The following is a 25,567-nucleotide window of genomic DNA, read 5'->3' as shown; positions in this document are numbered from 1 at the left end:
TTCTTAAGGTTCATTCGATCTGCTATTTTAGGTCTAAAATACTGGTTGTTTTTAACTATTATATTTCCAGTTATTGCACTCGTCAAGAAGAATTTTTTCTGGGGTTGTCTCTATTAGTACGAATAAGTGTCATAAAAGTTTCAGAAAATTGTAAACTTTTATTAAAAAACCGTTCCCGAACAGGAACGGTTGTAAACATGTCTATGCTTTTTCTTCAAATAAACGGGCAATTTCAACGATAACTTCAGTTGCTTTCACCATGTTTTCAACGGAAATAAATTCATATTTACCGTGGAAGTTTTCACCGCCGGTAAAGATGTTTGGCGTTGGAAGACCTTTATATGAAAGCTGGGAGCCATCTGTGCCGCCGCGTATTGGTTCAATGACCGGTGTTACTGAGCGATTTTCCATGGCTTCATGAGCAATGTCTACAATATGTTTTACCGGCTCAATTTTTTCTCTCATATTATAATATTGATCCTGAATGCTGAGGGTGATGCTGTTTTCTCCGTATGTGGCTTTTAAGTCATTAGCTATTTTTTCAAACAGGGCCTTGCGATTGTTGAATTTCTCTTTATCAAAATCACGGATAATATATTGCAGCTCAGCCTCTTCTACTTCCCCTACAAATTTCGTCAGGTGGAAAAAGCCTTCGTAGCCTTCTGTATACTCCGGAGATTCGTCAGAAGGAAGTTTGTTGTGAAAGAGCATCCCAATTTTCGCAGCGCTGACCATTTTGTCCTTTGCTGTTCCTGGGTGGACATTGTTTCCTTTAATGGATACTTTCGCGCCTGCTGCGTTGAAGCTTTCATATTGCAGCTCGCCAAGCGGTCCGCCGTCAATTGTGTACGCATAGGAAGCGCCAAAGGCATCAACATCAAACTTGTGCGGCCCTCTGCCAATCTCTTCATCTGGCGTAAAAGCGACACGGATTTTTCCATGCTTGATTTCTGGGTGTTCGATGAGGTAATGCATTGCGGTCATAATTTCTGCGATACCAGCTTTGTTATCTGCACCAAGCAGGGTTGTGCCATCTGTAGTGATCAGTGTATGTCCTTGGTACTTTTGTAAATTTGGAAACTGTTGTGGAGATAAAACGATATGTAGATCTTCATTTAAGGTAATGTCGCCGCCTTGATAGTTCTCATGAAGCTGCGGTTTTACATTTTTGCCGGTGAAGTCAGTGGCTGTGTCAATATGAGCCAGAAAGCCAATGGTCGGCACATCTTTGTCTGTGTTAGAAGGGATTGTACCCATGACATAGCCGTTTTCATCCATAGTCACTTCTTGAATTCCGATGGATTTCATTTCTTCAACAAGCTGTCTCGCCAGATTCAATTGTCCTTCAGTAGATGGGCAGCTTTCCTTTTCTGCATCCGACTGCGTATCTACCTTCACATAACTTGTGAAACGCTGAATCATTTCCTCTTTCATCTATACGTCACTCCTTTTGTAGAATACGTCCATTTTATCACGTCTTGAATGCGCTTCATAACAAGAAAGGCTTTCTCTGGCAATTAGAGAGGAAAAAGGCCTACTTTCATTAGGTAATGTGCTGAATGGTTCTTTAGGGTGATTTTTTTGGGTGTCTTTTTATTTATAATGAGGACATATAAAATCATCCATTTGTACGTTAAATTGGGAGAAAGGGGTGCGAAAGTTGGATTCTAGTCAAACGCTGGCACTCGCTCAAAAGTTTCAGGAAGCGGCTGATGAGATTCGGCAGTCCAAGCAGCTGCTGGAAAATCGGCTGAAGGCAGTAGGATCAGGCTGGCAGGGAGAAGCAAGGGATAAATTTGATCAAAGCTTTGAAGAAACAACGGCACGCTACGATCAATTTGAAAAAGATTTGCTTGAAACAAGTCAGGAACTGCGGGATGCAGCGGTCAAAATTGAGGAGCGTAAAGCTGAAATTGCCAGAATGGAAGAGCTTGAGCGAAAGAGACGAGAAGAACGGAGAGAAAGAAACCGAGAAGGGAGATGATGTGATGGCACGTGACATTGTGGTTGATCCAGATCAGCTGACTGGGCTGGCGAATGATTTTGTAGGCGAGCTGTCAGCCATTGAAACGAAGCACCGCGATTTACATAGTGAACTGGACGGGCTGATTTTAGGCTGCGATCCTCGGTATAGAAGCTGTTTTTCTGGTGTCGGGGATGCATGGGGAGCAGGACAGGCATTAATCAGCAAATTGAGCAGTGATGATATTGCCATTCGTCATGCAACGGATAAAATGGTCGAAGCAGATGATATATTGCGGAAATTGTACAGTATTTATGATCAATATGGTACACTCACGAGCTTAGCTGGTATCGTGATGATGCAGGCGAAATATTACGGGCTTGGGATGACGACTTTCATTAAAGAGAATGGCCGATATGCAGCGCAGCATTCAAAGCTGCTGCTTGATCTGACCAGCCGGGTAGAAGGAACGAGATTTGACCGGTTAGCAAGGATTTGGCTGAGTAAAAAAGAATTATTAAAACGATCGAACTGGCCGATGGCTGACTTGGTTCATAAGAAATTCACAAAATTTTATCCTGACGATACAGTTGCGTTCACAAACAGTGTTCGTGATTTTACAAAAGGAAGTATTAATTGGAAGGACACGGCTGCTATTAAGTCTGTTCTGAAAAATGGTGCAAGATTTGCGAAAGGAAATGCCATCATTGCAACAGTTGTCACTGGTGCAACTGAGACGGTTGGCTGTGGATTGAAAATTGCCGAGAACTATGCAGAATTCGGCGATCAGCCAGAAGTTCTTAAGCGTGAAAATGCAAAGGCTGTTGGAAATGCAGTGAACAATACGGTCTTTATCGCTGGCGGTTCTGTCGCAGGTGCCGTTGTCGGCGGTGCTCTTGGCAGCTTTGCAGGTCCGATTGGAACCGTTGTTGGCGGAGCCATTGGTTCAGCAGTAGGTGGATTTATTGGAGAAAAAGTCGCCAAGCTGACATCCGGTTTTGCTGAACAGATGGCAGTGAAATTAAAGGACCCGATTCATGCAGTCGTGGATAAAGGGAAAAAAGCATTCGAACTGGCGGGTCAAGGTGTGAAAGCAGTGAATGATACCATTGATCAGGCAAATCAGGTAATACATAAAGGGATAGAAAAAACAAAAGAAACCGCAGATTCGCTCATAAAGGGTGCAGGCGATTTCTTTAAGGGTGCATTTTCTTTTGGATAAGGAGAGATCAAGTTGGATCAGCTAAGTCTAAGTATTGAGGAACTCATCTTTAGTTTTTACAGTGAAGGCTATTTTGAACAAGGTATGTCCTTAAAGGAGGCTTATTATCCTGAAGTAGAGGACGAGCGCTTGGGGTTTTTATTTGAAATTGCGTGCCGCTCTTTGCTCGCAAAAGGTGTACTGGAATTTCGAAACAGACAATACCGTTATAAAACGGAATACCGTCATTTCATCCAGGCGATGAATGATGCCTCCCACACGATCAAGGCGTCTAGATTTGGAGATTTAGATGAAGAAGTCAGCACCTCTTTTCACACAACACAAGCGGGTGTATATGCGCATCATACGCTTTATGATCAACAAGTACATCAGATTCGCAAACTGGATGGCGATCAGCAGGCAGAGGAGCAAGTGACAGCCTTTTTCAACATACAGATGAATGATCACCCTGAACCTGTCATCAGCCTGCAGGCAGAGGAATTTGAAATGCTATTAGAACAAGCAAGCGAAGCGAAAAATGAGTGGCCATCCTTTCTGAATAAAGCGGAGAATCAAGAGCTCGTGAAGGCATTTGTTTCTGATGTACAGACGAGAAAAGGAAAGATGGACTCCCTCATGAAGGTCGTCTATGACAAAAATAATACGCCTGATGTGGAGTCCATGCTATTTGTGATTCCAGGTGAGAACCAATCGTGGCTTGTATCAGGAATAAAAGAAAATCAATTTCGCATTGAGACGGCTCATCGAGACGGGTTACGTTCTATATTCTAATGGAGAAAAGGAGAATGACACTTGAATCCAAGTGAAGTAATAGAAGTAAGGAGCAGACCTTTTTTAAGAGTATGGGCATTCTTAGCAACGGGCGGCTTCGGTATTATCGGTATTTGGTTATTTTCAGAAGCTCTTACATTTGAATCAAACTATACATTGTTTTTATTTTTAGGCGGACTATTAGGTATTGTCTATGGCTGGATCTCCTTTTTGATGATTTTGCCTGCTTTTACGAAGAGGGGAAATGTGATTTTTCACATTCAGCGCGGAGAGAATGGCGCTGTGCTGCACCGGGAGCGAATGATTCCTTTTCAAGATATTCAATCAATCGACATGCGCAGGCATCGTTACAGTATAAGAGGATTTCTTTTCATGGATGTGCTCATTCGGAAAGTAGATGGGAAATTGATCAAAATTCCGGCGTACAGCATTTTAGATGAAGAAGTATTTGAGCAGACCGTCAAACAGGAGATCTATCCATATTTACATCAGACAGCCCAAGAAAATTGGAGACAGCAGCATGGCCAAGGAGAAGAGAAGACCGACTAAGTTGTTTTTGTCAGAATTCCATAGGATGAGACGCCACTTTTTTGAAGAAATCGTGTATGATGTCAGTAAAGACTGAACACTCGAAAGAGGTGATGAGAGATGGATAAAGAGATGGTAATCGACCTCGTCACAGAACAAATGACACGGATTCGAAAAGAAAAGGATTATACGCAGGATCGTATGGCGGAGGTACTTGGTCTATCGAAACGGCATCTACAGCAGGTTGAAAAAAACAGGCTGCGTCTCAACTGGACGCAATCCGCGGCCGTATGTGCATTATTCAGAGATAGTGACATTTTGAAAGGCACCCTGGGGGATGACCCGCTCGAGATTTTGGAAGTTGTGGCACATGATGAATTGCATCTATCAGTAGAGCGTACGATTGGCGGCAAGGTTTGGTGGAGGACGTCTGTCAAAAAAGGCACGTTTCGCCTTCAGCAAAATGTACTTAGTCAGCATTACCGCATCTTAGATGAGGAGAACTATCGCTATTATAGTTCGTTTAATAAAGAAGAAGCGAAGCGGCGGCTAGAGGAATTAAGCCAGCTGTCTTCCCCATATTGAGATTGCAAAAGGAAAGAGAGGCATCTGTTTATAAGGTGCCTCTCTTTTCTGTGTTTATACTTTTAGAGTGTTTTTCGCCCGAATAAAGGCAACAAGCTGTTTGATTTCTTCTTCATTTAGGGGAACGCCGTCTACATAAATGGTTCCTTCTTTTGCTTCCGTCAGTTCAATTTTGATATCAGAGATTTTGCGTTGTATCTCTGGCTCGTCCGTTCTACCAAGTAAAAAATCAATGGACGTATCATACAAATCAGCCAGCAGCTTCACTGCTTCAAGCGAAGGTCGTCGGTACCCAGATTCGTAACCGGCATAGGTGCTTTTGGCGATACCTAGGCGATCTGCCGTATGCTGGAGAGACCATTTTTTCTTTTTTCTAAGGGTGGTTAAACGATCGAGTATCATACATGAACGCTCCTTTATTTACAACAACAGTATATCATATTTTGACATAGAATGTACGCGTTATGCGTAACAATTTCTTGATTAATTCGCGTTATGTGACTATAATGGCAATGAAGGTACGCGTAAAGCGTATATTATAGAATAGCACAAGCTAGCTTATAATATGTGTGACAAACGAAGTAATTTTACGAAAGAGGTGGACCTGTTGAAGAAATTATTGCTTTTAACGACTGGTGGGACGATTGCATCTGTAGAGAGTGAAAATGGTTTAGCTCCAGGTGTTAAAGCTGAGGATCTTTTGAGCTATTTAAACGAAATTAATGCAGAATATACAATGGACACAAAGTCCCTAATGAGTATAGATAGTACAAATATGCAGCCTGAATACTGGGTTGATATCGCAACAGCCATTTATGAGAATTATGATCAGTATGATGGGTTTGTCGTTACTCACGGAACCGATACAATGGCCTATACATCAGCAGCGCTGTCTTATATGCTGCAAAATCCTGATAAGCCGATCGTGATTACAGGTTCACAAATTCCGATTACTTTTAAGAAAACAGATGCGAAGAAAAACATCACAGATGCGATTCGCTTTGCATGTGACGGTGTTGGCGGCGTGTATGTCGTGTTTGATGGCAGGGTCATCCAAGGAACACGTGCGATCAAACTAAGAACGAAAAGCTACGATGCATTTGAAAGCATTAACTACCCATATATTGCATCAATTGAAAACCATCAAATTGAATACAATAGCAAAGTAAAAAGAACACCAATGAAACCGCTTAAATTAGATGCATCTTTGAACACAGATGTGTGTCTGTTAAAATTGCACCCAGGCCTGAAGCCCGAGTTTTTAGATGCAGTCAAAAGCATGTACAAAGGGGTTGTCATTGAAAGCTACGGCAGCGGCGGAATTCCTTTCGAAGGAAGAAACCTTTTAGAAAAGATTAACGAATTGCTGGAAGAAGGCATTTCTGTTGTCATCACCACTCAGTGTCTTGAAGAAGGAGAAGATATGAGTGTGTATGAGGTAGGACGCAAGATCAATCAAGAATTGGTGGCACGTTCAAGAAATATGAATACAGAAGCTATCGTGCCGAAATTGATGTGGGCACTAGGCAAAACAACAGATCCAAGAGAAGTCAAAAAGATTATGGAAACGCCAATCGCAGAAGATTTAGTTATTTAACTATTCTATAGAAAGCAGGTCATAAGAGATGGTTCAAGCAACTTATCGCTATGAGAAGGATTTTCTTGGTGAAAAAGAAATTCCAGCAGACGTGTATTATGGGGTTCAAACCCTTCGTGCAAAAGAGAATTTCCCGATTACAGGATATCGGATGCACGAGGAACTAATCAGAGCCTTTGCCATCGTGAAAAAAGCAGCAGCTCAAGCCAATATGGAAGTTGGACGTTTATATGAGGGAATTGGAAATGCCATCGTTCAAGCGTCTGATGAAGTCATTGAAGGCAAGCTGCACGAGTACTTTATTGTCGACCCAATTCAAGGCGGCGCAGGAACGTCCATGAATATGAATGCCAATGAAGTGATTGGAAACAGAGCACTAGAAATCATGGGACATCAAAAGGGAGAATACATCCATTTAAGCCCAAACACACATGTGAACATGTCGCAATCAACGAATGATTCATTCCCAACGGCGATCCACATTGCTGTGCTCAAGCAGTTAGATATTCTGCTTGAAACGATGCAAGTCATGCAGGACGTCTTTCAAAAGAAAGCGAAAGAATTCGATCATGTGATCAAAATGGGACGTACGCACCTTCAGGATGCTGTTCCAATCCGTTTGGGACAGGAATTTGAAGCTTACAGCCGCGTGCTGAGCCGTGATATTAAGCGGATCAACCAATCAAAACAGCATTTATATGAAGTCAATATGGGTGCAACAGCAGTTGGGACAGGCTTAAACGCAGATCCTCGTTATATTGAAATCGTGGTGAAGAAGCTCGCTGATATATCTGGTCTTCCTCTTGTAGGCGCAGAGCATCTCGTGGATGCAACGCAAAATACAGATGCTTACACAGAAGTATCCGCCGCTTTAAAAGTATGTATGATGAACATGTCTAAGATTGCCAATGACCTTCGCTTAATGGCATCTGGTCCGCGCGCAGGTCTTGCTGAAATCGCATTGCCAGCCCGCCAGCCTGGATCATCTATCATGCCTGGGAAAGTCAATCCAGTCATGGCAGAGCTCATTAACCAAATCGCATTCCAAGTCATTGGGAACGACCACACGATCTGTCTTGCTTCTGAAGCAGGCCAGCTTGAGTTAAATGTGATGGAACCTGTTCTGGTCTTTAACTTGCTTCAATCTATTAGTATAATGAATAACGGATTCCGCTCATTCACAGATCATTGCTTAGCGGACATTGAAGCAAATGAAATACGTTTGAAAGAATATGTAGAAAAAAGTGCAGGCGTGATCACTGCTGTGAACCCTCACTTAGGCTATGAAGCAGCCGCTAGAATTGCAAGAGAAGCCATTTTAACAGGACAATCGATCAGAGATCTTTGCTTGCAGTACGATGTTTTAACGGAAGAAGAACTTGATATTATCTTAAATCCATTCGAGATGACAAAGCCTGGCATTGCAGGTGCAGAGCTCCTAGAGCGATAATAATATCAAAAATTTTATTTTATTAATATGTGGAATTGCCTGTGAAAAAGAGAAAAACAGGCAATTCACTTTCTTTCGAATTGACACACTTTTTTCACAATATTTTGAAAACGCTTAACGCACGCACAAAGGGAGGAAACAACATTGAAATCACCACGTCTACCATCTATTTTAGAAGTCGTAGCTGTACTTGGCTTGTTTTTAGCGATTGTTTTATCTTTTACTCTTTACTTCAAATTAGATATTCAGTTAGCATTGTTTATCTCATGGTTTATGGTTATTGCTTTAGGTATTCGATTGGGGCATTCATACAAAGATCTTCAAAACGCCATTACAAAAGGGATATCAAATGGTCTAGAGGCTGTTTTGATTTTAATTGCTGTAGGTGCACTTGTTGGAACATGGATTGCCGGCGGAGTGGTACCCACATTAATTTATTATGGACTGGAATTTATTCATCCTAATATTTTCTTACTAGCTACACTGATTATCTGTTCCATTATGTCTGTTGCTACAGGAACATCATGGGGGACAGTTGGAACCGCAGGTATTGCCATGATAGCGATTGGTGAAGGTTTGGGAATTCCATTACCTATCGTGGCTGGTGCTGTTTTATCTGGAGCTTATTTTGGCGATAAGTTATCTCCTTTATCTGATAGTACTGTGCTTGCTTCCTCACTTTCAAAAGTGGACGTGCTCGCACATGTTAGAGCAATGATGGTCTTATCCATACCTGCATTTGTCATAACTGCTATTATGTTTACAATTACCGGGTTTATGTATGGCGGAAAAAATATTGATCAAGGAAAAGTAGAGTTTTTGAAACAAGCACTGCAAGATACATTCACGATTAATATTTGGATGATCATTCCGGCGCTTATTGTTGTGCTATTACTTGTCTTGAAAAAGCCTTCAATGCCTGTTATTGCGATTGGTGCGCTTCTTGGCGCAGTTTGGGCAATGGCATTCCAAGGAATGAATCCAGCCGATGCACTTGGTACAGCTTATAATGGTTTCTCTATTAATTCAGATGTAGAATTCTTAAATACATTGTTAAACCGCGGTGGTATCGTTAATATGTTAGGGTCTCTAGTGGTGATTATCCTGGGACTTGGCTTCGGTGGAGTACTTGAATATTTAGGCGTATTAAAAGTTATCGTCGCGACATTTGAGAAAAAATTACATAATGCAGGGAATGTAACGCTGTCTACACTCGTTGTTGCGTTCTTCGCCAATATCTTTGGCTGTGCGATGTATGTATCGTTAATCCTTACACCAAAAATTATGGAAAAGAGCTACGATAAATTAAAGTTAGACAGACGAGTTTTATCCAGAAACTCTGAGGTCGGTGGTACGCTTACGTCTGGTATGGTTCCATGGTCAGATAACGGTATTTACATGGCAGGAATTCTTGGCGTATCGACATTCTCTTATTTACCATTTATGTGGTTAAGCTTTGTCGCCATTGGTCTTGCGATCATTTACGGATATACGGGTAAATTCATTTGGTACGTGAAAGATCAACAAGAAAGAGAAGAATCGGCCTCATAAGCCGTTTGCAAAAGCCGCTCCTGAACGGGGGCGGCTTTGTTTGTCCTAGGACTGTGAGACTATATGTGGCATATAGCAAACGAACAGGAATTTAGACCTCCAATAAAAGAGGTCGAAAGGGGTGGTGTAAAGCAGAATGAAAGCATATTTATCCCATAAAAAGGGCACAAATCCCTATTCAAACATGAGTCTTTGAACCTTATAATAACAATATTGGAAAAAGTGCTATTCACCTTACGCTCGTTTAGAGGGACTCTAAGCAGCGTTTTTATTTTTGGACAGGAGGAGGAACCCATATGAGCTTATCGGATATGCTGTCTGCCCTTAACGGTGGCATTTCAAATAAAAAAGCAGAAATTGAAGAGAAAATTGCTCGACTCAAAAAGGCGAAAAGCAAGGTTGAACGTGAACAAGATGCGGCAGAAACAGATTTAAAGCAAATCAAGCAGCCAAAGCTTGGGACCTCTTGGAAAGGTGAGCGAAGCCAGGATTTCAAAACAGACCGAAATGAAGCACATGATGCGCTGCAAACAATCGTGAACGATAAATACCCACGCTACGTGAGCCGCATCGAATTCAAAATCAGTACATTAGAAGCAGAACAAGCTGCGTTATCCTTTGCCAGTTCCTTAGCTGGAGACGCCGCACGTCTTGCTGAAAAAGGAGAAGACGCAGTAGAGGACGCAAAACGCTTGATCTCAAAAGCATGGAGCAGCTTGTAAGAGAGCGTCATGCTGAACAAATCTGGAGGAAATCACAATGGGACAAATTAAGTTAAACTACCAAACAGTCATGGATAAACTAGATGAAGTCTCCCAAGCCGTAGAAGCTTTAGCGATGAAAAAAGCAGCAGATAAAGCGGGTGAAAACAGCCTTGAATTTGTAACTAAGTGGACGGCACGTGAAAGAGAAGTGAGCGAAATGGTCTCAAGCTTTAAAGAAGCCTTAATTAAAAATGTTCAGGATACACGTTCTAACGTGAAAACATTAAAAGAACAAGACGAAGCGATTGCTGCAAAATAATCAGCACACTCGCTTTTATTTATAGGTACATTTAACGCGGTGTATAATTATAGTCTTAAAGACTCATATTAAATAAGGGGTGTAAGACCTTGTATTATTCCGTTTTTCTTCCAAACGCGTCACTAAAAGGACACCTTTTCCCTATTTAAGGCTGAGGCTTTTCGCCTTATACTATACTTAATGAAAGCAAAACGATAGAAATGTCAGGATTGGAAAAATCATGTGATTCGATGGTTTCCAAAGGCGCTCAAGCCATGCTTTCGTATGAGGTCAGATAGAGGTGGATGACATGAGTTTATCCGAGATGCTGCACCATCTGCATATGGGAATTGAGAACAAACGTGCAGAATTTGACGAAATGATCTCTCGGTTAAAGACAGCCAAAAGCAATATTCAAACAGAGCAAGATCTTGCCCAGTCAGATATCAAAGAAATCAAGAAGCCTGCACTAGATTCGTCATGGAAAGGCGAGAGAGGGATCGACTTTCATCGCCATCGGAAAGACGCTTACAGCGTGATGCATGACATCGTCAACAATGAATATGAAAAATATATAACAGAGATTGATCAAAAAATCTTACACTTTGAATTGAAAAAAATGGAGCTTGCCGTAGCCAGTAATTTTGCAGGAAGAGCTCAGGACGTGATGGAAAAGGGCGAGGATTTTGCAAAGGATGTTAAACATTTGATTGAACGGGGCTGGAAAGCTCTTTAAAACCATAAATGAAACAGCCGACTCATAAAAGGGCGGCTGTTTTTTTGTTTAATCACATCCACCACCGCCGCTGTCACCTGAAACACTCCCACAGGAGGCATCAGAAGCGTGATGGGTATACGAATCAGTATAAGTGCTTGTCGTTGAGCTATGATGTGCAGAACGCTTAGCAGATACACGTTTATCCTTTGGTGTGAACAAGCTGGCAACGATGGCTCCTAAAGAAGCTAATATGATAATGACTACAAACATAAAAGTACCCATAATGCATCCCTCCTCTAGTTTCATATTCATACGAATGAGCCATATCAAGGTTCCCGATTTGAAAGAAATACTGGGCAAAGAGTTCTATTTTCGTTTATGATGATAGGCAAAAGTAAATGCCAAGGGAGGAGAGCCCATGCTATCTCTACGTCAGGAGGAGCTTTTGAAACGATTGATGCAAGCGGAGCAGGAACTGACAAGTGAAGAAATTGCCCGTGTGATCGGAGTCACATCACGAACTATTCGAACAGATATGAAAGCGCTTAAAGAGATCTTAGAAGAACATGGTGCCGCACTGCATATTAAACGCGGGGCAGGGTATACATTGAGCGTTGAAGATTATGGAGCATTTCGTACATTTTTGAAAACCTCACTGAGAGAAAGGAATGAGAAAAAGGAACCGTTCATTCCCAATCAGCCTGAGGACCGTGTGGCTTATCTATTGAAAAGGCTGCTTCTGTCAGAAGACTATATCAAATTAGAGGGATTGGCAGAGGAATTATTTGTGAGTGAATCTACAGTGAAAAATGATTTGAAAGCTGTCAGGCACTTGTTTTCATTGCATGGACTTTCTATATCGCACCGGCCTAAATATGGAATGCGTCTGACAGGCGATGAAATGAAATTAAGATATTGTATGGCAGAGCATGTGTTTCAGCAGGAGCACGCGAACGCTGCACTGTTACCTGAAGAAACTTATCAATTGATTCAGGACATCGTGCGTTCACGTACAAAAGCCACCGGACTTCATCTATCAGAAATCGGTTTAAGTAATTTAGTAACCCACATTGCTATCGCATGCAAACGAATTGAAGAAAAAAAGCTGGTCAAGATGCCAGAAGCGGAATTGAGAGAAATTCAAGTGCAGCCAGTTTTCCAGGTAGCTCAACAAATGGCTGAAGATATTCGCTGCGTATTATCGATTGATTTTCCGCTATCAGAAATGGCGTACATCGCGATTCACTTAATGGGGGCAAAGATGATGGCATATGGAGAGGCAGGCCATACGCTATTTCATTTGCTGGACGAAGATCATTTTCGTTTCACTCACCAATTGCTTGCTTATGTAGAGGAGCACATGTCACTTGATATTCAGTTTGATAAGGAGCTGATCGTTGGTTTAAGTCTTCATTTGCGTTCAGCCATTCATCGTTTTAGATACGATATGAACATCCGAAATCCTTATTTACCAGACATTAAAAGGTATTATCCCATTGCGTTTGAGGCGGGTGTTTATATGGGCAGATGGCTGAAGGAAAAAGAGGGTGTTGAGATTCCTGAGGATGAAATCGGATATTTGGCACTTCATATTGGGGCTGCAATCGAGCGGACAAAATCACAGCATGTGAGAAAGACATGTCTTATTGTGTGTGCGACGGGTGTCGCCAGCAGCCAGCTTCTTCTTCATAAACTCACGGCAGCTTTTAGCGGAAGGCTGGAGATCGCTGGAACTGCAAGTGTCGGGGAACTTCCTTCGTATGATTTAAGAAGCATTGATTTTATTATTAGTACCATTCCGCTTCAGAATACATTGCCGGTGCCAGTAATTGATGTACATACGATTCTAAGTGACGATGATATTGTACGGCTGAAACGATTTGTGAAGAATTCACAGGATACAGGAGTTTTGCGGTATGTGAGTCCGGCGCTGACATTTTTTCAGCAAGATCTCCAATCAAGGGAAGAGGTTCTTCAATTTTTTGTGAACGTTCTAAAGGAGCAGCATCGAATCCCAGACGAGTTTGAACAATTATTGCTAGAAAGAGAGCAAGTGTCACCCACATCTTTCGGTCATTTGGTTGCGATTCCTCATCCAATTAAGCCGGCAACAGATGACACATTTTGTGCGATCTGTACGTTGAAAAAGCCGGTGCTGTGGGGAGAAGATCGAGTACAAGTCGTATGCTTGTTAAGCATCCAGAAGACGTATCAAAAAGAATTACAGTCGCTTTATCAATTTCTTGTGAGGCTGACAGAACGGAAGGAAGTGGTGGAACAGCTCATCAAAGCCGCTTCATTTGAAGAACTGACAGCTGCGCTTCAAGTATTGGAGCATCCAAATGAAAAAACGCGGCACCCATTTCCGCATCTGTGAGGAAAAAGATTAGATGTTAATGAAAGCGCTTTTAAAATAACATCAAAAAGGAGGATGATCACGAGTTTTTGCAAAGGGGGAGACGGATCATGAGCTTCAAGGAGAAAGCGGCAGATGTCATGGGGCATGTGGCTTATCGCATCACCAACCAGAAATATATTATGGCGATTAAACAGGCATTTGTCACACTGATGCCGATCATCATTACAGGAGCTTTTGCTGTACTGGTGGCGAATATGATCATGAGCCCGGAAACAGGGCTTGCTCATTTTGAGATATTCAGGTTTTTAGCAGAGCTTCAGCCTATTATGAAGGCAATCAATTATGCCACACTGAACTTTTTAACCATTGGGGCTGTGTTCCTCATTGGGATTGAGCTTGGGAAAATCAACGGTCACAAGTCTCTGTTCCCAGGATTGATGGCATTGATTTCATTTATATCTGTTATTCCAACGACACTTCTTCTTGAAGTCGATGGATCGATGCGTGAGGTTGTTGACGTGTTGGCAAGACAATTTTCTGATCCAAAAAGCTTATTTTTAGGGATGATCATTGCGATCGTATCTGTGGAGATTTTTTGTAAGCTGACCGAGGTGAAATGGCTGCAAATCAAGATGCCGGATTCGGTTCCGTCGAATGTGGCAACGTCTTTTTCGTCACTTTTCCCATCGATCATTACAATTACAATCATTAGCTCATTTGGCTTTGCATTTCACCGGTTGACAGGCATTTATCTGCATGAAGCAGTGTATAACGTGGTGCAGCGTCCGTTAGAAAGTGTTGTACAGGGGCTGCCTGGGATTTTAACGTTGATGTTTGTGGCGCAATTTTTCTGGGTGATCGGCATTCATGGCAACCAGATGATTAAGCCGATCCGGGAGCCGCTCTTATTAGGATCGATTGCAGTGAATATGACAGCATTTCAAGAGGGAAAAGAGATCCCGAATATCATCACGATGCCGTTTTGGGATGTGTATATGAGCATCGGTGGTTCAGGTGTGACCATTGGTCTTTTGATTGCGATTTTTATTGCTGGGAGAAGGGAAGAGATGCGAAGCATTGCCAAGCTCTCATCTGGACCCGGACTGTTCAACATCAATGAACCCGTTATTTTTGGATTACCTGTGATGCTAAACCCTGTGATGGCGATCCCATTTATCGTCACGCCCCTTGTGACAGGTACGATTGGGTATATTGCGACGGCTACAGGATTCGCTGGAAAAGCGGTCGTGATGGTGCCATGGACGACACCGCCGCTTGTAAATGCATGGCTGTCCACCGCTGGCAGTATGGGCGCTGTCATCACACAGCTTATCTGTATTGTGGTTGCTGTTTTCATCTATTTACCGTTTGTTCTCTTGTCTAACCGCAAGCCAGAAGCAGCACCAGATTCAGAATAAACATTCAGACGAAGAAAAGGGAGGCGGCGACATGAACAGAATTGAGATTCCAAGTGATTTTATCCTAGGTGCTGCGGCTTCTGCTTGGCAGACCGAGGGATGGAAGGGAAAGCGGGCGCATCAGGACTCGTACATCGACTTATGGTATAAGGAAGGATATCACGTGTGGCACGAAGGCTATGGTCCTGCTGGTGCGACAAACTTTTACGAGCGCTACCCTGAAGATGTAGCCTTAATGAAAGAGATTGGGCTGACACATTACAGGACATCGATCAATTGGTCGAGGTTTCTCATAGATTACGAGAATGGGATAGTGGATGAGGCCTATGCTCGTTACATTGATGATCTGATCAATGAATTAATCGCAGCAGGTGTAGAGCCGATGTTTTGCTTAGAGCACTATGAACTTCCTGCTGTTTTGCTTGAGAAGTACGGCGGATGGTCATCAAAGCATGTTGTCGAGCTGTTTGTTCTCTATGCAGAAAAGGTGTTTGAACGCTACGGAGACCGAGTCAAGCATTGGTTTAGTTTTAATGAACCGATTGTTGTTCAGACACGTGTTTATCTAGATGCGATACGATATCCGTTTGAGCAAAATACGAAGAAATGGATGCAGTGGAACTATCATAAAGCGCTGGCAACAGCAAAAGTGGTGAAGCTGTTTCAGGAGATGGGTTTGAAGGAATCGGCAGGAGCCAAAATCGGCGTGATTCTCAATCCAGAAGTGACGTATGCAAGATCGTCTGCTCCCCATGACCAAGAAGCGGCACGTATGTATGACTTGTTTTTTAATCGAGTGTTCCTAGATCCTTTCATCAAAGGGGAGTATCCAGAGGAACTGATCGATGTGTTGAAAAAGCATGATATTCTTTTCGATTCCACAGAGGAAGAGCTTCAGATCATCAAGAATCATACGGTGGATGTTGTTGGGCTTAACTTGTACTATCCGCATCGTGTCAAGGCACCGAGTAAGGCTTGGAACGAAGGGACGCCTTTTCATCCATCCTATTATTACGATATGTTTGAGCTTCCAGGGAGAAAAATGAATCCTTTCAGAGGCTGGGAAATCTACCCGAAGATTGTCTATGATATGGGGATGAGAATAAAAGAAGAATACGGAAATATTGAGTGGTTTGTGGCCGAAAATGGCATGGGTGTAGAAAAGGAAGAACGGTTTAAAACTGAAGACGGTATCATTGATGATCAGTATCGCATTTCATTTATCAGCCAGCATTTGAAACGGGCACTTCAAGCGAAAGCAGAAGGATCAAATTGCACAGGCTATATGCTTTGGGCATTTACAGACAATGTATCGCCGATGAATGCCTTTAAAAACCGCTACGGATTAGTCGAAATCCAGCTGGAGAATGAACGAAATCGTCAGCTGAAAGCATCTGCGTATTGGTACCAGACATTAATCAAAACAAGGGAACTGCAGGTTGAAACAGAAGTCATTTATCAATAGGAGTGATGAGAAATGAAACGAATCATTCTCGCTTGTGCAGCAGGAATGTCAACGTCTATTGTGGTGTCCAAAATGAAGGCTGCCGCAGAAGCTAAAGGGCTGGATTACTATATTTATGCTATACCTGAAGGAGCCATTGCAGATGAACTAGAAGAGCATGGAGAGGATGTACAGGCGATTTTACTTGGACCGCAAGTAAGCTTTATGAAAAAAGCAGCTGAAAAAACGGCGGCACCCTATCAAATACCTGTCGATGTCGTCAATGTAAGATTATACGGAACAGCAAACGGAGAAAAAATTCTAGAGCATGCACTGAAACTAGCAAATGAATCTTGAATAATTGGAGGAGAAGCAGATGACGGTATTAGAGGAAATGCAGGGAGCAGCCTTTCAAATCATTGCCCATGCAGGCGAGGCAAGAAGTCATTATGTAGAAGCGATTCGTCTAGCAAGAGCGGATGATTTTGAAAAAGCGCAGCAGTTGATCGAAAAAGGGGAGGAAGCGTTTCGAAGCATCCACAACCTGCATCTGTCGCTGATTCAAAAAGAAGCGGCAGGTGAACAGCTTCCTTTTTCTTTACTGCTCATACACGCAGAAGATCAAATGCTCACAACAGAGACCATTCATCTGCTCGCCATTGAAATGATCGAAATGTGTAAAAAAATGAATACCCTGTCAAAATAGTTGTCAATGAATAACCAATTTCTGTTATAATCATTCGGTAGATAAAGAGAAAGCAGGATTGGTGAATGAAGAAAACATGTATGCTGATGACGATTGGTCTTATGCTGCTGCTCATTTCGGGCTGTATGGGAATGAAGGAGCAGGCGGGAGGAAGCCAGCAAGTCATCAAAGAGGAAAAGGGTCGAATACAAACAAAAGACATTCAGCAGAAAAAAGAAACGGCAGTGATAGAGACAAAAAACTGGATAAAGCAAAAGGAGCCGGTCGAGCTTCCGATTTTGATGTATCATAGTATCTCAAGCGGCAACTCGTTACGTGTGCCAAAGAGCGAATTTGCAGCTCATATGAAATGGCTGAAGGACAACGACTATGTCACACTGTCGCCAGAAGAGGTGTACCGCGTTTTCACAACAAATTCGATGCCAAGTAAGAAGAGTGTCCTCATTACATTTGATGATGGATATACGGATAACTATACAAAGGCATTTCCGATTTTAAAGCAGTATGAAATGAAAGCAACGATTTTCATGATTGAGCAATCCATTGGCCGTCCAAATCACTTAACGGATGAGCAAATGGACGAGATGATGGCACATGGGATATCGATTGAGAGTCATACGATTCATCATTTAGAGCTCAATCGATTATCAAAGCAGCAGCAGGAAGAGGAGTTAAAAGGATCAAAGACATTCTTCGATCAGCGATTTTCTCAGCGTACGAGAATGGTCAGCTATCCTGTCGGGCGCTATAATGAAGAGACGTTGAAGCTGGCGAAGGAAGCCGGATATCAAATGGCTGTCACCACTGAACCAGGACATGCGAAGAAGGAACAAGGCATGATGTCATTGCACCGCGTCCGTATTTCACCGGGACTTTCACCAGAAAGCTTTGGCAGGCTGGTAGAAGGGAAGTAACGATCAATGTTTCACATGAAACATTTTTCGACAAGTTTCACCAAAATGAATCACCGCCCATACACCTTGACATGATATGTCTTGGTTTCAACTGTTATTACAAGACACTTAGATAGACAGAACTTTCATTATCAGGGGAGTTCTGTTTTTTAAATTGTCATTCAAACCCTACATCGTAAGAAACACCTCAATGAAAAACTCAAAGATCAAGCCCGCCAATGAAGTAACAAGTAAATTTTCTCAGCATCGCAAAAACTTAAGACACACTATATAGAAAAACCAATTGAGAAAAGAAAGGGAGAGGAAATATGTCAAACTTTTTTGGAATCGACCATGTTCAACTAGCTGCCCCAAAAGGAAGTGAAGAGAAAGCTCGTTTGTTTTTTGGTGAAATTTTAGGGATGAAAGAAATACCTAAGCCTAGTAATTTAGCTAAACGCGGAGGTGTCTGGTTCCAATGCGGTCATCATCAGCTTCACATTGGCATTCAGGAACATTTTCAAGCTGCAAAGAAAGCTCATCCGGCTTTTCTTGTAAGGAGTCTATCGGAATTAAAAGAGGCATTATTGAAGTATCATATTCGTATAAGTGAAGATGAGCCATTGGAGGGAGCCAATCGGTTTTATGTAGAAGATCCTTTTGGGAATCGAATTGAGTTTTTAGAGAGAAGAGACTAGAAGACAAAAAGAAGGCTGTCGAGATTTTCTCGACAGCCTGTTTGTTATTGATAAACGGGATAGCCCGTCATTTTGATATCTTTTCCGAGTGGTTCCACGGTGAGTTGATCCAGTTCAATGGCATCACTCATGAGGCGTATGCCTTCGCCTCCGAAAAAGGAAGGGGAAAGTCGTCCTCCAATGAGCTTAGGCGCCATATAGATGACGAGTTTATCTACAAGCTGCTGCTCTAAGAATGAGGCGTTAATCTGGCCGCCGCCTTCAATCATGAGAGAGGAGATATTTTTTTCTCCCAGCACTTGAAGCACTTCTTTCAGGGGCACCCGCGTGTCGCTGTCTGTCATGAAGACACGGACGCCAGCTTCTTCTAAAGCCGCTCGTTTTTCCTTATCGGCTTGCTTTGTTGTAAAGATCCATGTAGGTGCCATCTGATCCGTGACGATCTTTGCTGTCAGTGGTGTTGACAGCTTAGAGTCTAAGACAATTCGAATCGGATTATTCCCATTTGGAATCCGCGCAGTTAATGAAGGATCATCGTGAATGACGGTTTGAGCACCGACCAAAATCGCATCATTGATACTGCGGATATGGTGAGCGTCATAACGGGATGTCTCAGATGTAATCCACTTGCTGTCAGACGTGGCAGAGGCGATTTTTCCATCTAAGGTAATGCCTGCTTTGAGCGTCACAAAAGGTGTTTTTTTTGTAATAAAGTGATTAAATACTTCATTCATCAGAATGGATTCTTGTTCAAGTACGCCCGTGATGACTTGAATGCCTGCGTCTTGTAAAATGGCAATCCCGCGGCCAGCGACAAGCGGATTCGGATCAAGTGCTGCCACGACAACAGTTTCGACGCCGGCTTTTACAAGTGCTTCCGCGCAAGGGCCTGTGCGTCCATGGTGGGAACAAGGCTCGAGGGTCACATAAATAGTGGCTCCTTTTGCTTTGTCTCCGGCCATGTTGAGTGCATGAATTTCAGCATGTGGTTCACCGGCTTTCATATGAGCACCGACTCCAACAATTTCATTCTCTCGCACAATCACAGCCCCGACGAGCGGGTTCGGAGATGTCTGACCTTTCATTGCCCGTGCATTATCAAGGGCTAGCTTCATATATCGCTCATGATGTGGCAATCGTACGCACCTCTTGCTCCGCCTTCATGTGACCTGAGCGGTTGATTTTTGTCTGCAAGTATTTTTCGTTAAATTCAGAGACATCTCCCCAAAGCGGAATGCGTCCAGAAAGAGATAAGCCTGCATGGCTGATCGCATCTGTCTTTTTCGGATTATTGGTAATGAGTCTGACTGGCTTTGTACGAAGTGTTTGAAGAACGGCAATGGCTTCTTCATATTGACGTGTGTCATCTTCAAAACCAAGTGCTTCGTTCGCTTCTACTGTATCGTAGCCGTTTTCTTGAAGAATATAAGCCATGGCTTTACTGAAAAGACCAATGCCGCGGCCTTCATGATTGGCTAAGTAAAACAGGGCTCCTGCCCCATTGTCCTCGATCATTCGCATAGACTGCTTCAATTGGAATCCGCAGTCGCAGCGCTTGCTTCCGAAAATATCGCCAGTGTGGCAAATGGAATGCATGCGGATAAGGGCTTCGTCAGCTTGCTCAAAATCCCCGTATACTAGAACGCTTGACTGCTGATGATCAGCAAGCTGGCGGGACGAGAGGCTTTCAATTAAAGCTTCATCTGACAATGGCTCTTTTCCATCGTCTTTTAACCATGAATACCAGTTGAACATGACGGTTCTGCCGTCTAAATTCACTGGCAGTTTAATGGGTCCAGTGATATATATATACCCGTCTTCTTGCTGAACTCGTTTGATTTTATCTTTTAATATGGCTGTTTTAAGCTCTGTGTGTTTGTCCATATTCTGCACCTTCTTTTTAGTCTGTTTCTTCAATCTGTAAACGAACGAGAACGCCAAATGGATCAACAAATTCGCTGCTTTTTCCTGTCGTGTTGACTTGAGTGCCTGCTTTTGTCAGGCGTTCGATGACGGATTGTCTGTCTGCTTCTTCTGGGAAAACCAGTGTATAGCTTCTAATTCCTGAAAAACGTGGATCAATGGCTCCTTTTCGTCCGCGTCCCCATGCATTAAATGCAAGGTGGTGGTGGTACACACCAGCAGCGATAAATAGGCTTGCTGGTGGAGCCATTCGGATATGAAAACCGAGCGTATGGACATAAAAGGAATCTGCTTCTTCTGGGTTGAGATGGAAATGCAAGTGTCCCATCACTGTACCCGCAGGGAGTCCTTCCCATGTGGTATCAGCGGCTTCCTGAAGGAGACCATCTCCATCAAGCGGTGCATTTCCGCCACCTTTCAGTTCTCCATGCTCACCTACCCAAATGTCCTCAGGACGGTCAGCATAAATTTCTACGCCAATGCCGTCAGGATCACTTAAATAAATGGCTTCACTGAAAAAGTGATCGCTTGCTCCAATTAAAGGATAGCCTTTTTTGATCACATGTGCCAGCCATGTGCCCAGGTTTTTTCTGGTAGGTAATAAAACCGCAAAGTGATAAAGTCCTGGCTCATGATCAGGCTTCTCTTTGAGCTGTGCATCTTCTTTTAACAAAAGAATCGGTTCCTTTGCATTGCTGCCAAGTGTCACCGTGGAATCTGTTTTTTCTAATATAGTAAATCCTAAAATGTCTGTATAAAAAGGTAAAGAACGATCAAAGCTGGACACATGTAATTCTGTCACACCCAACCTTAGCTGCTCAATTGTCTTCAAGCTCGGTCATCTCCTTCATGATATATGCATCGGCATGTTCAAATGTTTTTGAAAATCTATAAAAAATGAATACCTTGTTACTTTTAGTAACTAAACTATATAATAGTTAGTGACTTATTTCAAGTAATTAATTGTGTTATAATGAAAAAAAGAGAAAAAAGCAGGAGGGAGTAAGATATGGCTCAAGTAGATGGCTGCCCAATTACAGATGCCATGGAGATTCTAGGCAAGAAGTGGGTCATTCTCATCATCAATCAGCTTCTGACAGGGCCTAAGCGTTTTTGTCAGCTTGAAAATGAAATGAACATCAGCGGAAGATTACTATCAGAAAGGCTGAAGGATTTAGAAGCTGAGGGACTTGTTGAGAAAAAAGTATATCCCGACATTCCAGTGCGGATAGAATACGAATTAACAGTGCAAGGGAAGAAAATTGAACCGATTATTCGTGAAATGTATGCTTGGTCTTTAGATCGTAAAAACAGCAAAATAGAGGAACATGTTCCTTCTTAATCGATTTCGATCAGTGTGTCTGATCGAAATTTTTTTGTGTGATTTTCCAGAAAACTAAGACAATAGTATGAAAAATGATATTGACAATTATTTCACCCATTATATAATATCAAGGAGAAGAGGGTTCTTTTCCCTGTAATGGAATGGAGGTTATGCCATGGTATTATGAATGGGACAGATTGCCTAAAACTCTTATCCATCCATCATTTAGAAGCAGACATCTTTGACTTTAGGAAGCAAAGATTTATTTTTTCAACTCAATTGATAATGATTATCATAATCATCTATAAGTGTGTTCCAGCACTTATGAAGGTTATTTTTTTTATTGTCTATTGAGAATAATTATCAATATCATTTAGGAGGGCTCACATGAAAGTCATTCGTTCAACGTCACCCGTATTATTATTCCTTAGTTTTGTTCTATTATTTGCTCTAGCTCCTGTTAGCTCAGCCTCAGCAGCTGGCTTAGCAGATGGTCAATATTCAGCGCAATATGTGGTATGGAAAGCTGATAGCGATTCGACTTCAACAGCGAATACGTATTTCGAAAAACCAGCCAAGCTTGTCGTAAAGGATGGAAAAATCAAAGCGCAAGTCACGTTAACGAATAGCTCTTGGATCACAAGCTTTAAAACGCTCGATCAAGGTGTCTATAAAGATGCGAAGGTGATCAGTACAAATACAGCTGCTAATAAGAGAACAGTAGAATTCAATGTGAACAGCCTGACTGAGGCCGTACCAGCAAAAGTGAGTGTGACTGTACCGGCTATCGGATATACAGGAAATTACGACATTCGCCTCAAGTTTGATGCGGCATCTGTTCAATAGAAAGGGAGGAAATTCGCTTGATGAAAAAAAGAATGAGGCTGTCAGTCTTCATGGCGGTTTTTTTACTGGCACTTATGCTGCCTTTTTCAAACGCACAGGCTGCCGCATTAAAGGATGGTACATACTCCGTCAATTATACAGTGCTGAAAGCTGAAGGAAATGCGGTCTCAATGGCAAATGATTACTGGCTGAAGCCAGCAAAAGTGATAGCGAAAAATGGGAACCTGACAGTGCAAATGACGATTAAAAATAGCAGCTGGGTAACGGAATTTAAAGTACCGGGAAATGGCGGCTATGTCGATACAACCGTTCTCTCAACAAATAAAAAAGCCAATACAAGGCTCGTTCAGTTCCAAGCTCAAAGCTTGTCTAAACCAATCAAGTCAAAAATTCATGTCACTGTGAAATCTGCTGATTATGATCATGATTACACCATTCAGCTGAAATTTGATGAGAGCAGCATCAAGTCACTTTCGTCTAACAATGCAAATCAATCAGCAGGTGCAGCAGAAAGTCAGCAGCCATCAAAAGAATCAACGAACAAAGCTGATTCATCCACAACGAAACAAGAAGAAAATCCTCAAACTGGTGATACAAGCCAGACAGGGTGGCTCCTTGTGCTTGTCTTATGTTCAGGCGGGTTTTTAGCAAGAAAGTGGATCATCAAGCATTAACGGAAGGAAGTGTCACCATTTGAAACGTCTTTTTCATCTAAAGGCAGCCATTCTGCTCGTTTTATTCAGTTTGTTGACTGCGTTTCAGATTCCTCAAGGAACAGCTCAAGCGGCATCATTCGTTGATGGTGAATACACAGTTGGATTCACCGTTTTAAAAAATGGCAGCACAGAAGCGTCCATGATGGATACTTATACAGAAAAGCCAGCTAAGCTGATTGTGGAAAATGGCAAGAAAACAGCCTATGTCACACTGAAGCAAAGCAAAGAAATAACAGATTTCAAGGTCGAACAAAATGGTGCTCTCGTTACCACTGAAACGGTCAGTGAGGACGAAACAGCCAATACACGTGTGATCAAATTTAATGTCGACGACTTATCAGCGAAATTAAACGGCTGGGTGAAAATTTACTGGGATTTAGGCGGCTTTATTTATGACGAAGCATATGACGTACAGCTTGCATTCGATCAAAGCAGCCTCACACTCGTTACGCCTGCAAAACCAGATGATAACGAAACAAAACCGGATGACCAAAACGGTACAAAGCCAGACGATAACGAGACAAAACCGGATGACCAAAACGGTACAAAGCCAGACGATAACGAAACAAAACCGGATGACCAAAATGGTACAAAGCCAGACGATCAACCGACAACACCGGGCAATAATAATGGCACAAAACCAGATGATTCCGCGCAAAATCAATTAAAAGATGGCGTATATCGTATCAATTACAGTGTGCTAAAAGGGGATACGGATGAGTCATCTCGAATGAGTGATTACTTCTCACATCCTGCATCCTTAACTGTCAAAAATGGAAAGCAAACCATTTCCTTTACGGTGAAGGACCATAAGTCTGTCGCTTCTTTGAAAACAGAGAAAGACGGTTCTTATCAAGAAGCCAAAACAGTCAGCAAGGATGAAGCAAAGAACACAAGAGTGGTTTCATTTGATGTAGGTGATTTGAAAAACGAGATCAAAGGAAAAGTACACATTGTAGTAGCAGCCGCTAACTATGACCAAACCTACGATATTCGTTTTCAATTTGATTCAAAGAGTATCGCTCCAGTGAAGGACGGGCAGGTGGTAGAGGAAGAAACACCAGCTGCACCAGAAACACCAAAACCAAACACACCAACAACAGAAACAAATAACGGCGAAGCAAATCAAGAGACGGCTCAGCTAAAAGATGGTGTATACAAGCTTCCTTTCTCAATGAAGAAAGCAGACAAGGATGAGCTTTCTCGTATGAACGATTACGTTGTGAGTCCTGCGACACTGGTTGTAAAAAATGGCCGCCATTTCGTTTCATATACAGTGAAGAACAGCTCAGCGATCACGTCATTCCAAGTAGGAACAGGCGGAAAGTTTGAGGAGACACTTGTCGCGAAGACAGATCAAAAAGCAGATACACGCGTCGTTCAATATGAAGCAAAAAGTTTAAGTGGAGCTCAGGCTGCACGCGTAAAAATTGATATTCCAGCTGCGAACTACCATGAGCAGTACGATGTCAAACTCGTCTATGACACAAAAGGAATCGCTCTCGGTGAGGGAAGCGGAATTTCAACGGTCATTGGAGACGATGAGAGTATCGGCTTTATCAAAAATCCAAATGATCACGATTCTCAAACGAATCAACTTGAGAATGCAGTACCTGAGGAAACGGGTGCGGAGCAGATGACATTTACGCCATCAGATGATCAAACCAAATCTGAGTCTGGACAGCTGAATCCGAAAACGGGAGATACCTCTCTTCTTTGGGTATATATTCTTTTATTCGGCGGTTCGTTATTCGTACTCGTCAGAAAATATCAAACACGGACAAGATAGACTGTTTATTTTATGTGAGATGCGCCATTTATGCTGGCGCATCCACTCTCTTTTTTCGAAAGGA

Annotated in this window: 28 protein-coding genes; 22 read left to right on the top strand and 6 right to left on the bottom strand. The window is 42.4% G+C overall.

Going from position 1 to position 25,567, the window contains the following annotated elements; genetic code table 11:
- Window positions 1-201: 201 nt before the first annotated feature.
- Window positions 202-1,434: a peptidase T gene (gene pepT / locus NSQ25_RS17975; RefSeq protein WP_070326191.1), complete on the bottom strand. Its 1,233-nt coding sequence runs from the start codon at window positions 1,432-1,434 to the stop codon at window positions 202-204.
- Window positions 1,435-1,660: 226 nt separating this feature from the next.
- Between pepT and NSQ25_RS17970 the strand changes: the two genes are divergently transcribed.
- The 5 genes from NSQ25_RS17970 to NSQ25_RS17950 all read left to right on the top strand — a co-directional run bounded on the left by NSQ25_RS17970 (window position 1,661) and on the right by NSQ25_RS17950 (window position 5,069).
- Window positions 1,661-1,984, top strand: a complete 324-nt coding sequence (locus NSQ25_RS17970; RefSeq protein WP_024427532.1) for a WXG100 family type VII secretion target — start codon at window positions 1,661-1,663, stop codon at window positions 1,982-1,984.
- 4 nt (window positions 1,985-1,988) lie between these two features.
- A complete protein-coding gene (locus tag NSQ25_RS17965) occupies window positions 1,989-3,185 on the top strand; it encodes a glycine zipper domain-containing protein (protein WP_024427531.1) in 1,197 nt (398 codons plus the stop codon).
- A gap of 12 nt (window positions 3,186-3,197) precedes the next feature.
- On the top strand, window positions 3,198-3,956 hold the full coding sequence (locus tag NSQ25_RS17960) for a hypothetical protein (protein ID WP_034281364.1): 759 nt from the start codon (window positions 3,198-3,200) through the stop codon (window positions 3,954-3,956).
- A gap of 21 nt (window positions 3,957-3,977) precedes the next feature.
- On the top strand, window positions 3,978-4,505 hold the full coding sequence (locus NSQ25_RS17955; protein ID WP_070326190.1) for a YfjD family protein: 528 nt from the start codon (window positions 3,978-3,980) through the stop codon (window positions 4,503-4,505).
- Between the two features lie 99 nt (window positions 4,506-4,604).
- Window positions 4,605-5,069, top strand: coding sequence for a helix-turn-helix transcriptional regulator (locus NSQ25_RS17950; RefSeq protein ID WP_120207975.1), 465 nt, complete (start codon window positions 4,605-4,607; stop codon window positions 5,067-5,069).
- Window positions 5,070-5,123: 54 nt separating this feature from the next.
- Here NSQ25_RS17950 and NSQ25_RS17945 read toward each other — a convergent pair whose 3' ends face one another.
- The gene (locus tag NSQ25_RS17945; RefSeq protein ID WP_065214960.1) at window positions 5,124-5,471 is read right to left on the bottom strand and encodes a helix-turn-helix transcriptional regulator; all 348 of its coding nucleotides are present in this window, start codon (window positions 5,469-5,471) and stop codon (window positions 5,124-5,126) included.
- 205 nt (window positions 5,472-5,676) lie between these two features.
- Between NSQ25_RS17945 and NSQ25_RS17940 the strand changes: the two genes are divergently transcribed.
- The 6 genes from NSQ25_RS17940 to NSQ25_RS17915 all read left to right on the top strand — a co-directional run bounded on the left by NSQ25_RS17940 (window position 5,677) and on the right by NSQ25_RS17915 (window position 11,405).
- Complete coding sequence (locus tag NSQ25_RS17940; RefSeq protein WP_024427527.1) at window positions 5,677-6,666, top strand: asparaginase; 990 nt, start codon at window positions 5,677-5,679, stop codon at window positions 6,664-6,666.
- Window positions 6,667-6,694: 28 nt separating this feature from the next.
- Complete coding sequence (gene aspA, locus NSQ25_RS17935) at window positions 6,695-8,116, top strand: aspartate ammonia-lyase (protein ID WP_024423908.1); 1,422 nt, start codon at window positions 6,695-6,697, stop codon at window positions 8,114-8,116.
- A 144-nt stretch (window positions 8,117-8,260) separates the two neighbouring features.
- The gene (gene nhaC / locus NSQ25_RS17930) at window positions 8,261-9,667 is read left to right on the top strand and encodes a Na+/H+ antiporter NhaC (protein ID WP_034281362.1); all 1,407 of its coding nucleotides are present in this window, start codon (window positions 8,261-8,263) and stop codon (window positions 9,665-9,667) included.
- Window positions 9,668-9,963: 296 nt separating this feature from the next.
- Window positions 9,964-10,389 (top strand): DUF5082 family protein, encoded by a 426-nt coding sequence (locus NSQ25_RS17925; protein ID WP_041118256.1) that lies wholly within the window; start codon window positions 9,964-9,966, stop codon window positions 10,387-10,389.
- A 37-nt stretch (window positions 10,390-10,426) separates the two neighbouring features.
- Complete coding sequence (locus tag NSQ25_RS17920) at window positions 10,427-10,690, top strand: YwqI/YxiC family protein (protein WP_034281361.1); 264 nt, start codon at window positions 10,427-10,429, stop codon at window positions 10,688-10,690.
- Window positions 10,691-10,979: 289 nt separating this feature from the next.
- Complete coding sequence (locus NSQ25_RS17915) at window positions 10,980-11,405, top strand: DUF5082 family protein (RefSeq protein ID WP_061110269.1); 426 nt, start codon at window positions 10,980-10,982, stop codon at window positions 11,403-11,405.
- A 48-nt stretch (window positions 11,406-11,453) separates the two neighbouring features.
- Here the strand turns inward: NSQ25_RS17915 and NSQ25_RS17910 are convergent, their stop codons facing one another.
- A complete protein-coding gene (locus NSQ25_RS17910) occupies window positions 11,454-11,669 on the bottom strand; it encodes a hypothetical protein (protein WP_231122805.1) in 216 nt (71 codons plus the stop codon).
- 136 nt (window positions 11,670-11,805) lie between these two features.
- Between NSQ25_RS17910 and NSQ25_RS17905 the strand changes: the two genes are divergently transcribed.
- The 7 genes from NSQ25_RS17905 (at window position 11,806) to NSQ25_RS17875 (ending at window position 18,905) form a co-directional block, all read left to right on the top strand.
- Window positions 11,806-13,764 (top strand): BglG family transcription antiterminator, encoded by a 1,959-nt coding sequence (locus tag NSQ25_RS17905; protein ID WP_326135930.1) that lies wholly within the window; start codon window positions 11,806-11,808, stop codon window positions 13,762-13,764.
- An 89-nt stretch (window positions 13,765-13,853) separates the two neighbouring features.
- Window positions 13,854-15,164 (top strand): PTS transporter subunit EIIC, encoded by a 1,311-nt coding sequence (locus NSQ25_RS17900; protein WP_061110267.1) that lies wholly within the window; start codon window positions 13,854-13,856, stop codon window positions 15,162-15,164.
- A gap of 31 nt (window positions 15,165-15,195) precedes the next feature.
- The gene (locus NSQ25_RS17895; protein WP_326135929.1) at window positions 15,196-16,629 is read left to right on the top strand and encodes a glycoside hydrolase family 1 protein; all 1,434 of its coding nucleotides are present in this window, start codon (window positions 15,196-15,198) and stop codon (window positions 16,627-16,629) included.
- 12 nt (window positions 16,630-16,641) lie between these two features.
- On the top strand, window positions 16,642-16,965 hold the full coding sequence (locus NSQ25_RS17890) for a PTS sugar transporter subunit IIB (protein ID WP_024423899.1): 324 nt from the start codon (window positions 16,642-16,644) through the stop codon (window positions 16,963-16,965).
- A gap of 19 nt (window positions 16,966-16,984) precedes the next feature.
- Entirely contained in the window at window positions 16,985-17,314 is a 330-nt protein-coding gene (locus tag NSQ25_RS17885) for a PTS lactose/cellobiose transporter subunit IIA (RefSeq protein ID WP_024423898.1), read from the top strand.
- 80 nt (window positions 17,315-17,394) lie between these two features.
- On the top strand, window positions 17,395-18,228 hold the full coding sequence (locus NSQ25_RS17880; RefSeq protein ID WP_231122813.1) for a polysaccharide deacetylase family protein: 834 nt from the start codon (window positions 17,395-17,397) through the stop codon (window positions 18,226-18,228).
- A gap of 308 nt (window positions 18,229-18,536) precedes the next feature.
- Window positions 18,537-18,905, top strand: a complete 369-nt coding sequence (locus NSQ25_RS17875; RefSeq protein WP_326135928.1) for a VOC family protein — start codon at window positions 18,537-18,539, stop codon at window positions 18,903-18,905.
- Window positions 18,906-18,949: 44 nt separating this feature from the next.
- On the opposite strand, the gene ribD is transcribed toward NSQ25_RS17875, so the two are convergent.
- From ribD to NSQ25_RS17860, 3 genes are read right to left on the bottom strand one after another with little or no spacing between them, the layout of a single operon-like run.
- Window positions 18,950-20,041, bottom strand: a complete 1,092-nt coding sequence (gene ribD / locus NSQ25_RS17870) for a bifunctional diaminohydroxyphosphoribosylaminopyrimidine deaminase/5-amino-6-(5-phosphoribosylamino)uracil reductase RibD (RefSeq protein ID WP_061110264.1) — start codon at window positions 20,039-20,041, stop codon at window positions 18,950-18,952.
- Complete coding sequence (locus NSQ25_RS17865) at window positions 20,028-20,789, bottom strand: GTP cyclohydrolase II (protein WP_061110263.1); 762 nt, start codon at window positions 20,787-20,789, stop codon at window positions 20,028-20,030. The genes ribD and NSQ25_RS17865 overlap by 14 nt, the downstream gene beginning before the upstream one ends.
- 16 nt (window positions 20,790-20,805) lie before the next feature.
- Window positions 20,806-21,660, bottom strand: coding sequence for a VOC family protein (locus NSQ25_RS17860; RefSeq protein WP_065214953.1), 855 nt, complete (start codon window positions 21,658-21,660; stop codon window positions 20,806-20,808).
- 177 nt (window positions 21,661-21,837) lie between these two features.
- On the opposite strand from NSQ25_RS17860, the gene NSQ25_RS17855 reads away from it, so the two are divergent.
- From NSQ25_RS17855 to NSQ25_RS17840, 4 genes are all read left to right on the top strand, one after another.
- Window positions 21,838-22,170 carry a helix-turn-helix domain-containing protein gene (locus NSQ25_RS17855; RefSeq protein WP_024427514.1) on the top strand — a complete coding sequence of 111 codons (333 nt, stop codon included), beginning with the start codon at window positions 21,838-21,840 and terminating at the stop codon, window positions 22,168-22,170.
- A gap of 369 nt (window positions 22,171-22,539) precedes the next feature.
- The gene (locus NSQ25_RS17850; RefSeq protein WP_034281350.1) at window positions 22,540-22,998 is read left to right on the top strand and encodes an NEAT domain-containing protein; all 459 of its coding nucleotides are present in this window, start codon (window positions 22,540-22,542) and stop codon (window positions 22,996-22,998) included.
- Window positions 22,999-23,018: 20 nt separating this feature from the next.
- Entirely contained in the window at window positions 23,019-23,672 is a 654-nt protein-coding gene (gene isdC, locus NSQ25_RS17845; RefSeq protein WP_034281463.1) for a heme uptake protein IsdC, read from the top strand.
- A gap of 19 nt (window positions 23,673-23,691) precedes the next feature.
- Window positions 23,692-25,503: an NEAT domain-containing protein gene (locus tag NSQ25_RS17840; protein ID WP_065214949.1), complete on the top strand. Its 1,812-nt coding sequence runs from the start codon at window positions 23,692-23,694 to the stop codon at window positions 25,501-25,503.
- The last annotated feature ends 64 nt before the right edge of the window (window positions 25,504-25,567 follow it).

Origin of the sequence: Bacillus sp. FSL R5-0512 (assembly GCF_038593295.1) — a bacterium.
GTDB classification, from domain to species: Bacteria; Bacillota; Bacilli; order Bacillales; family Bacillaceae; genus Bacillus; species Bacillus safensis.
The sequence above is the reverse complement of the archived record's forward strand: the minus strand, read 5'-3'. Positions and strand labels throughout refer to the sequence as shown.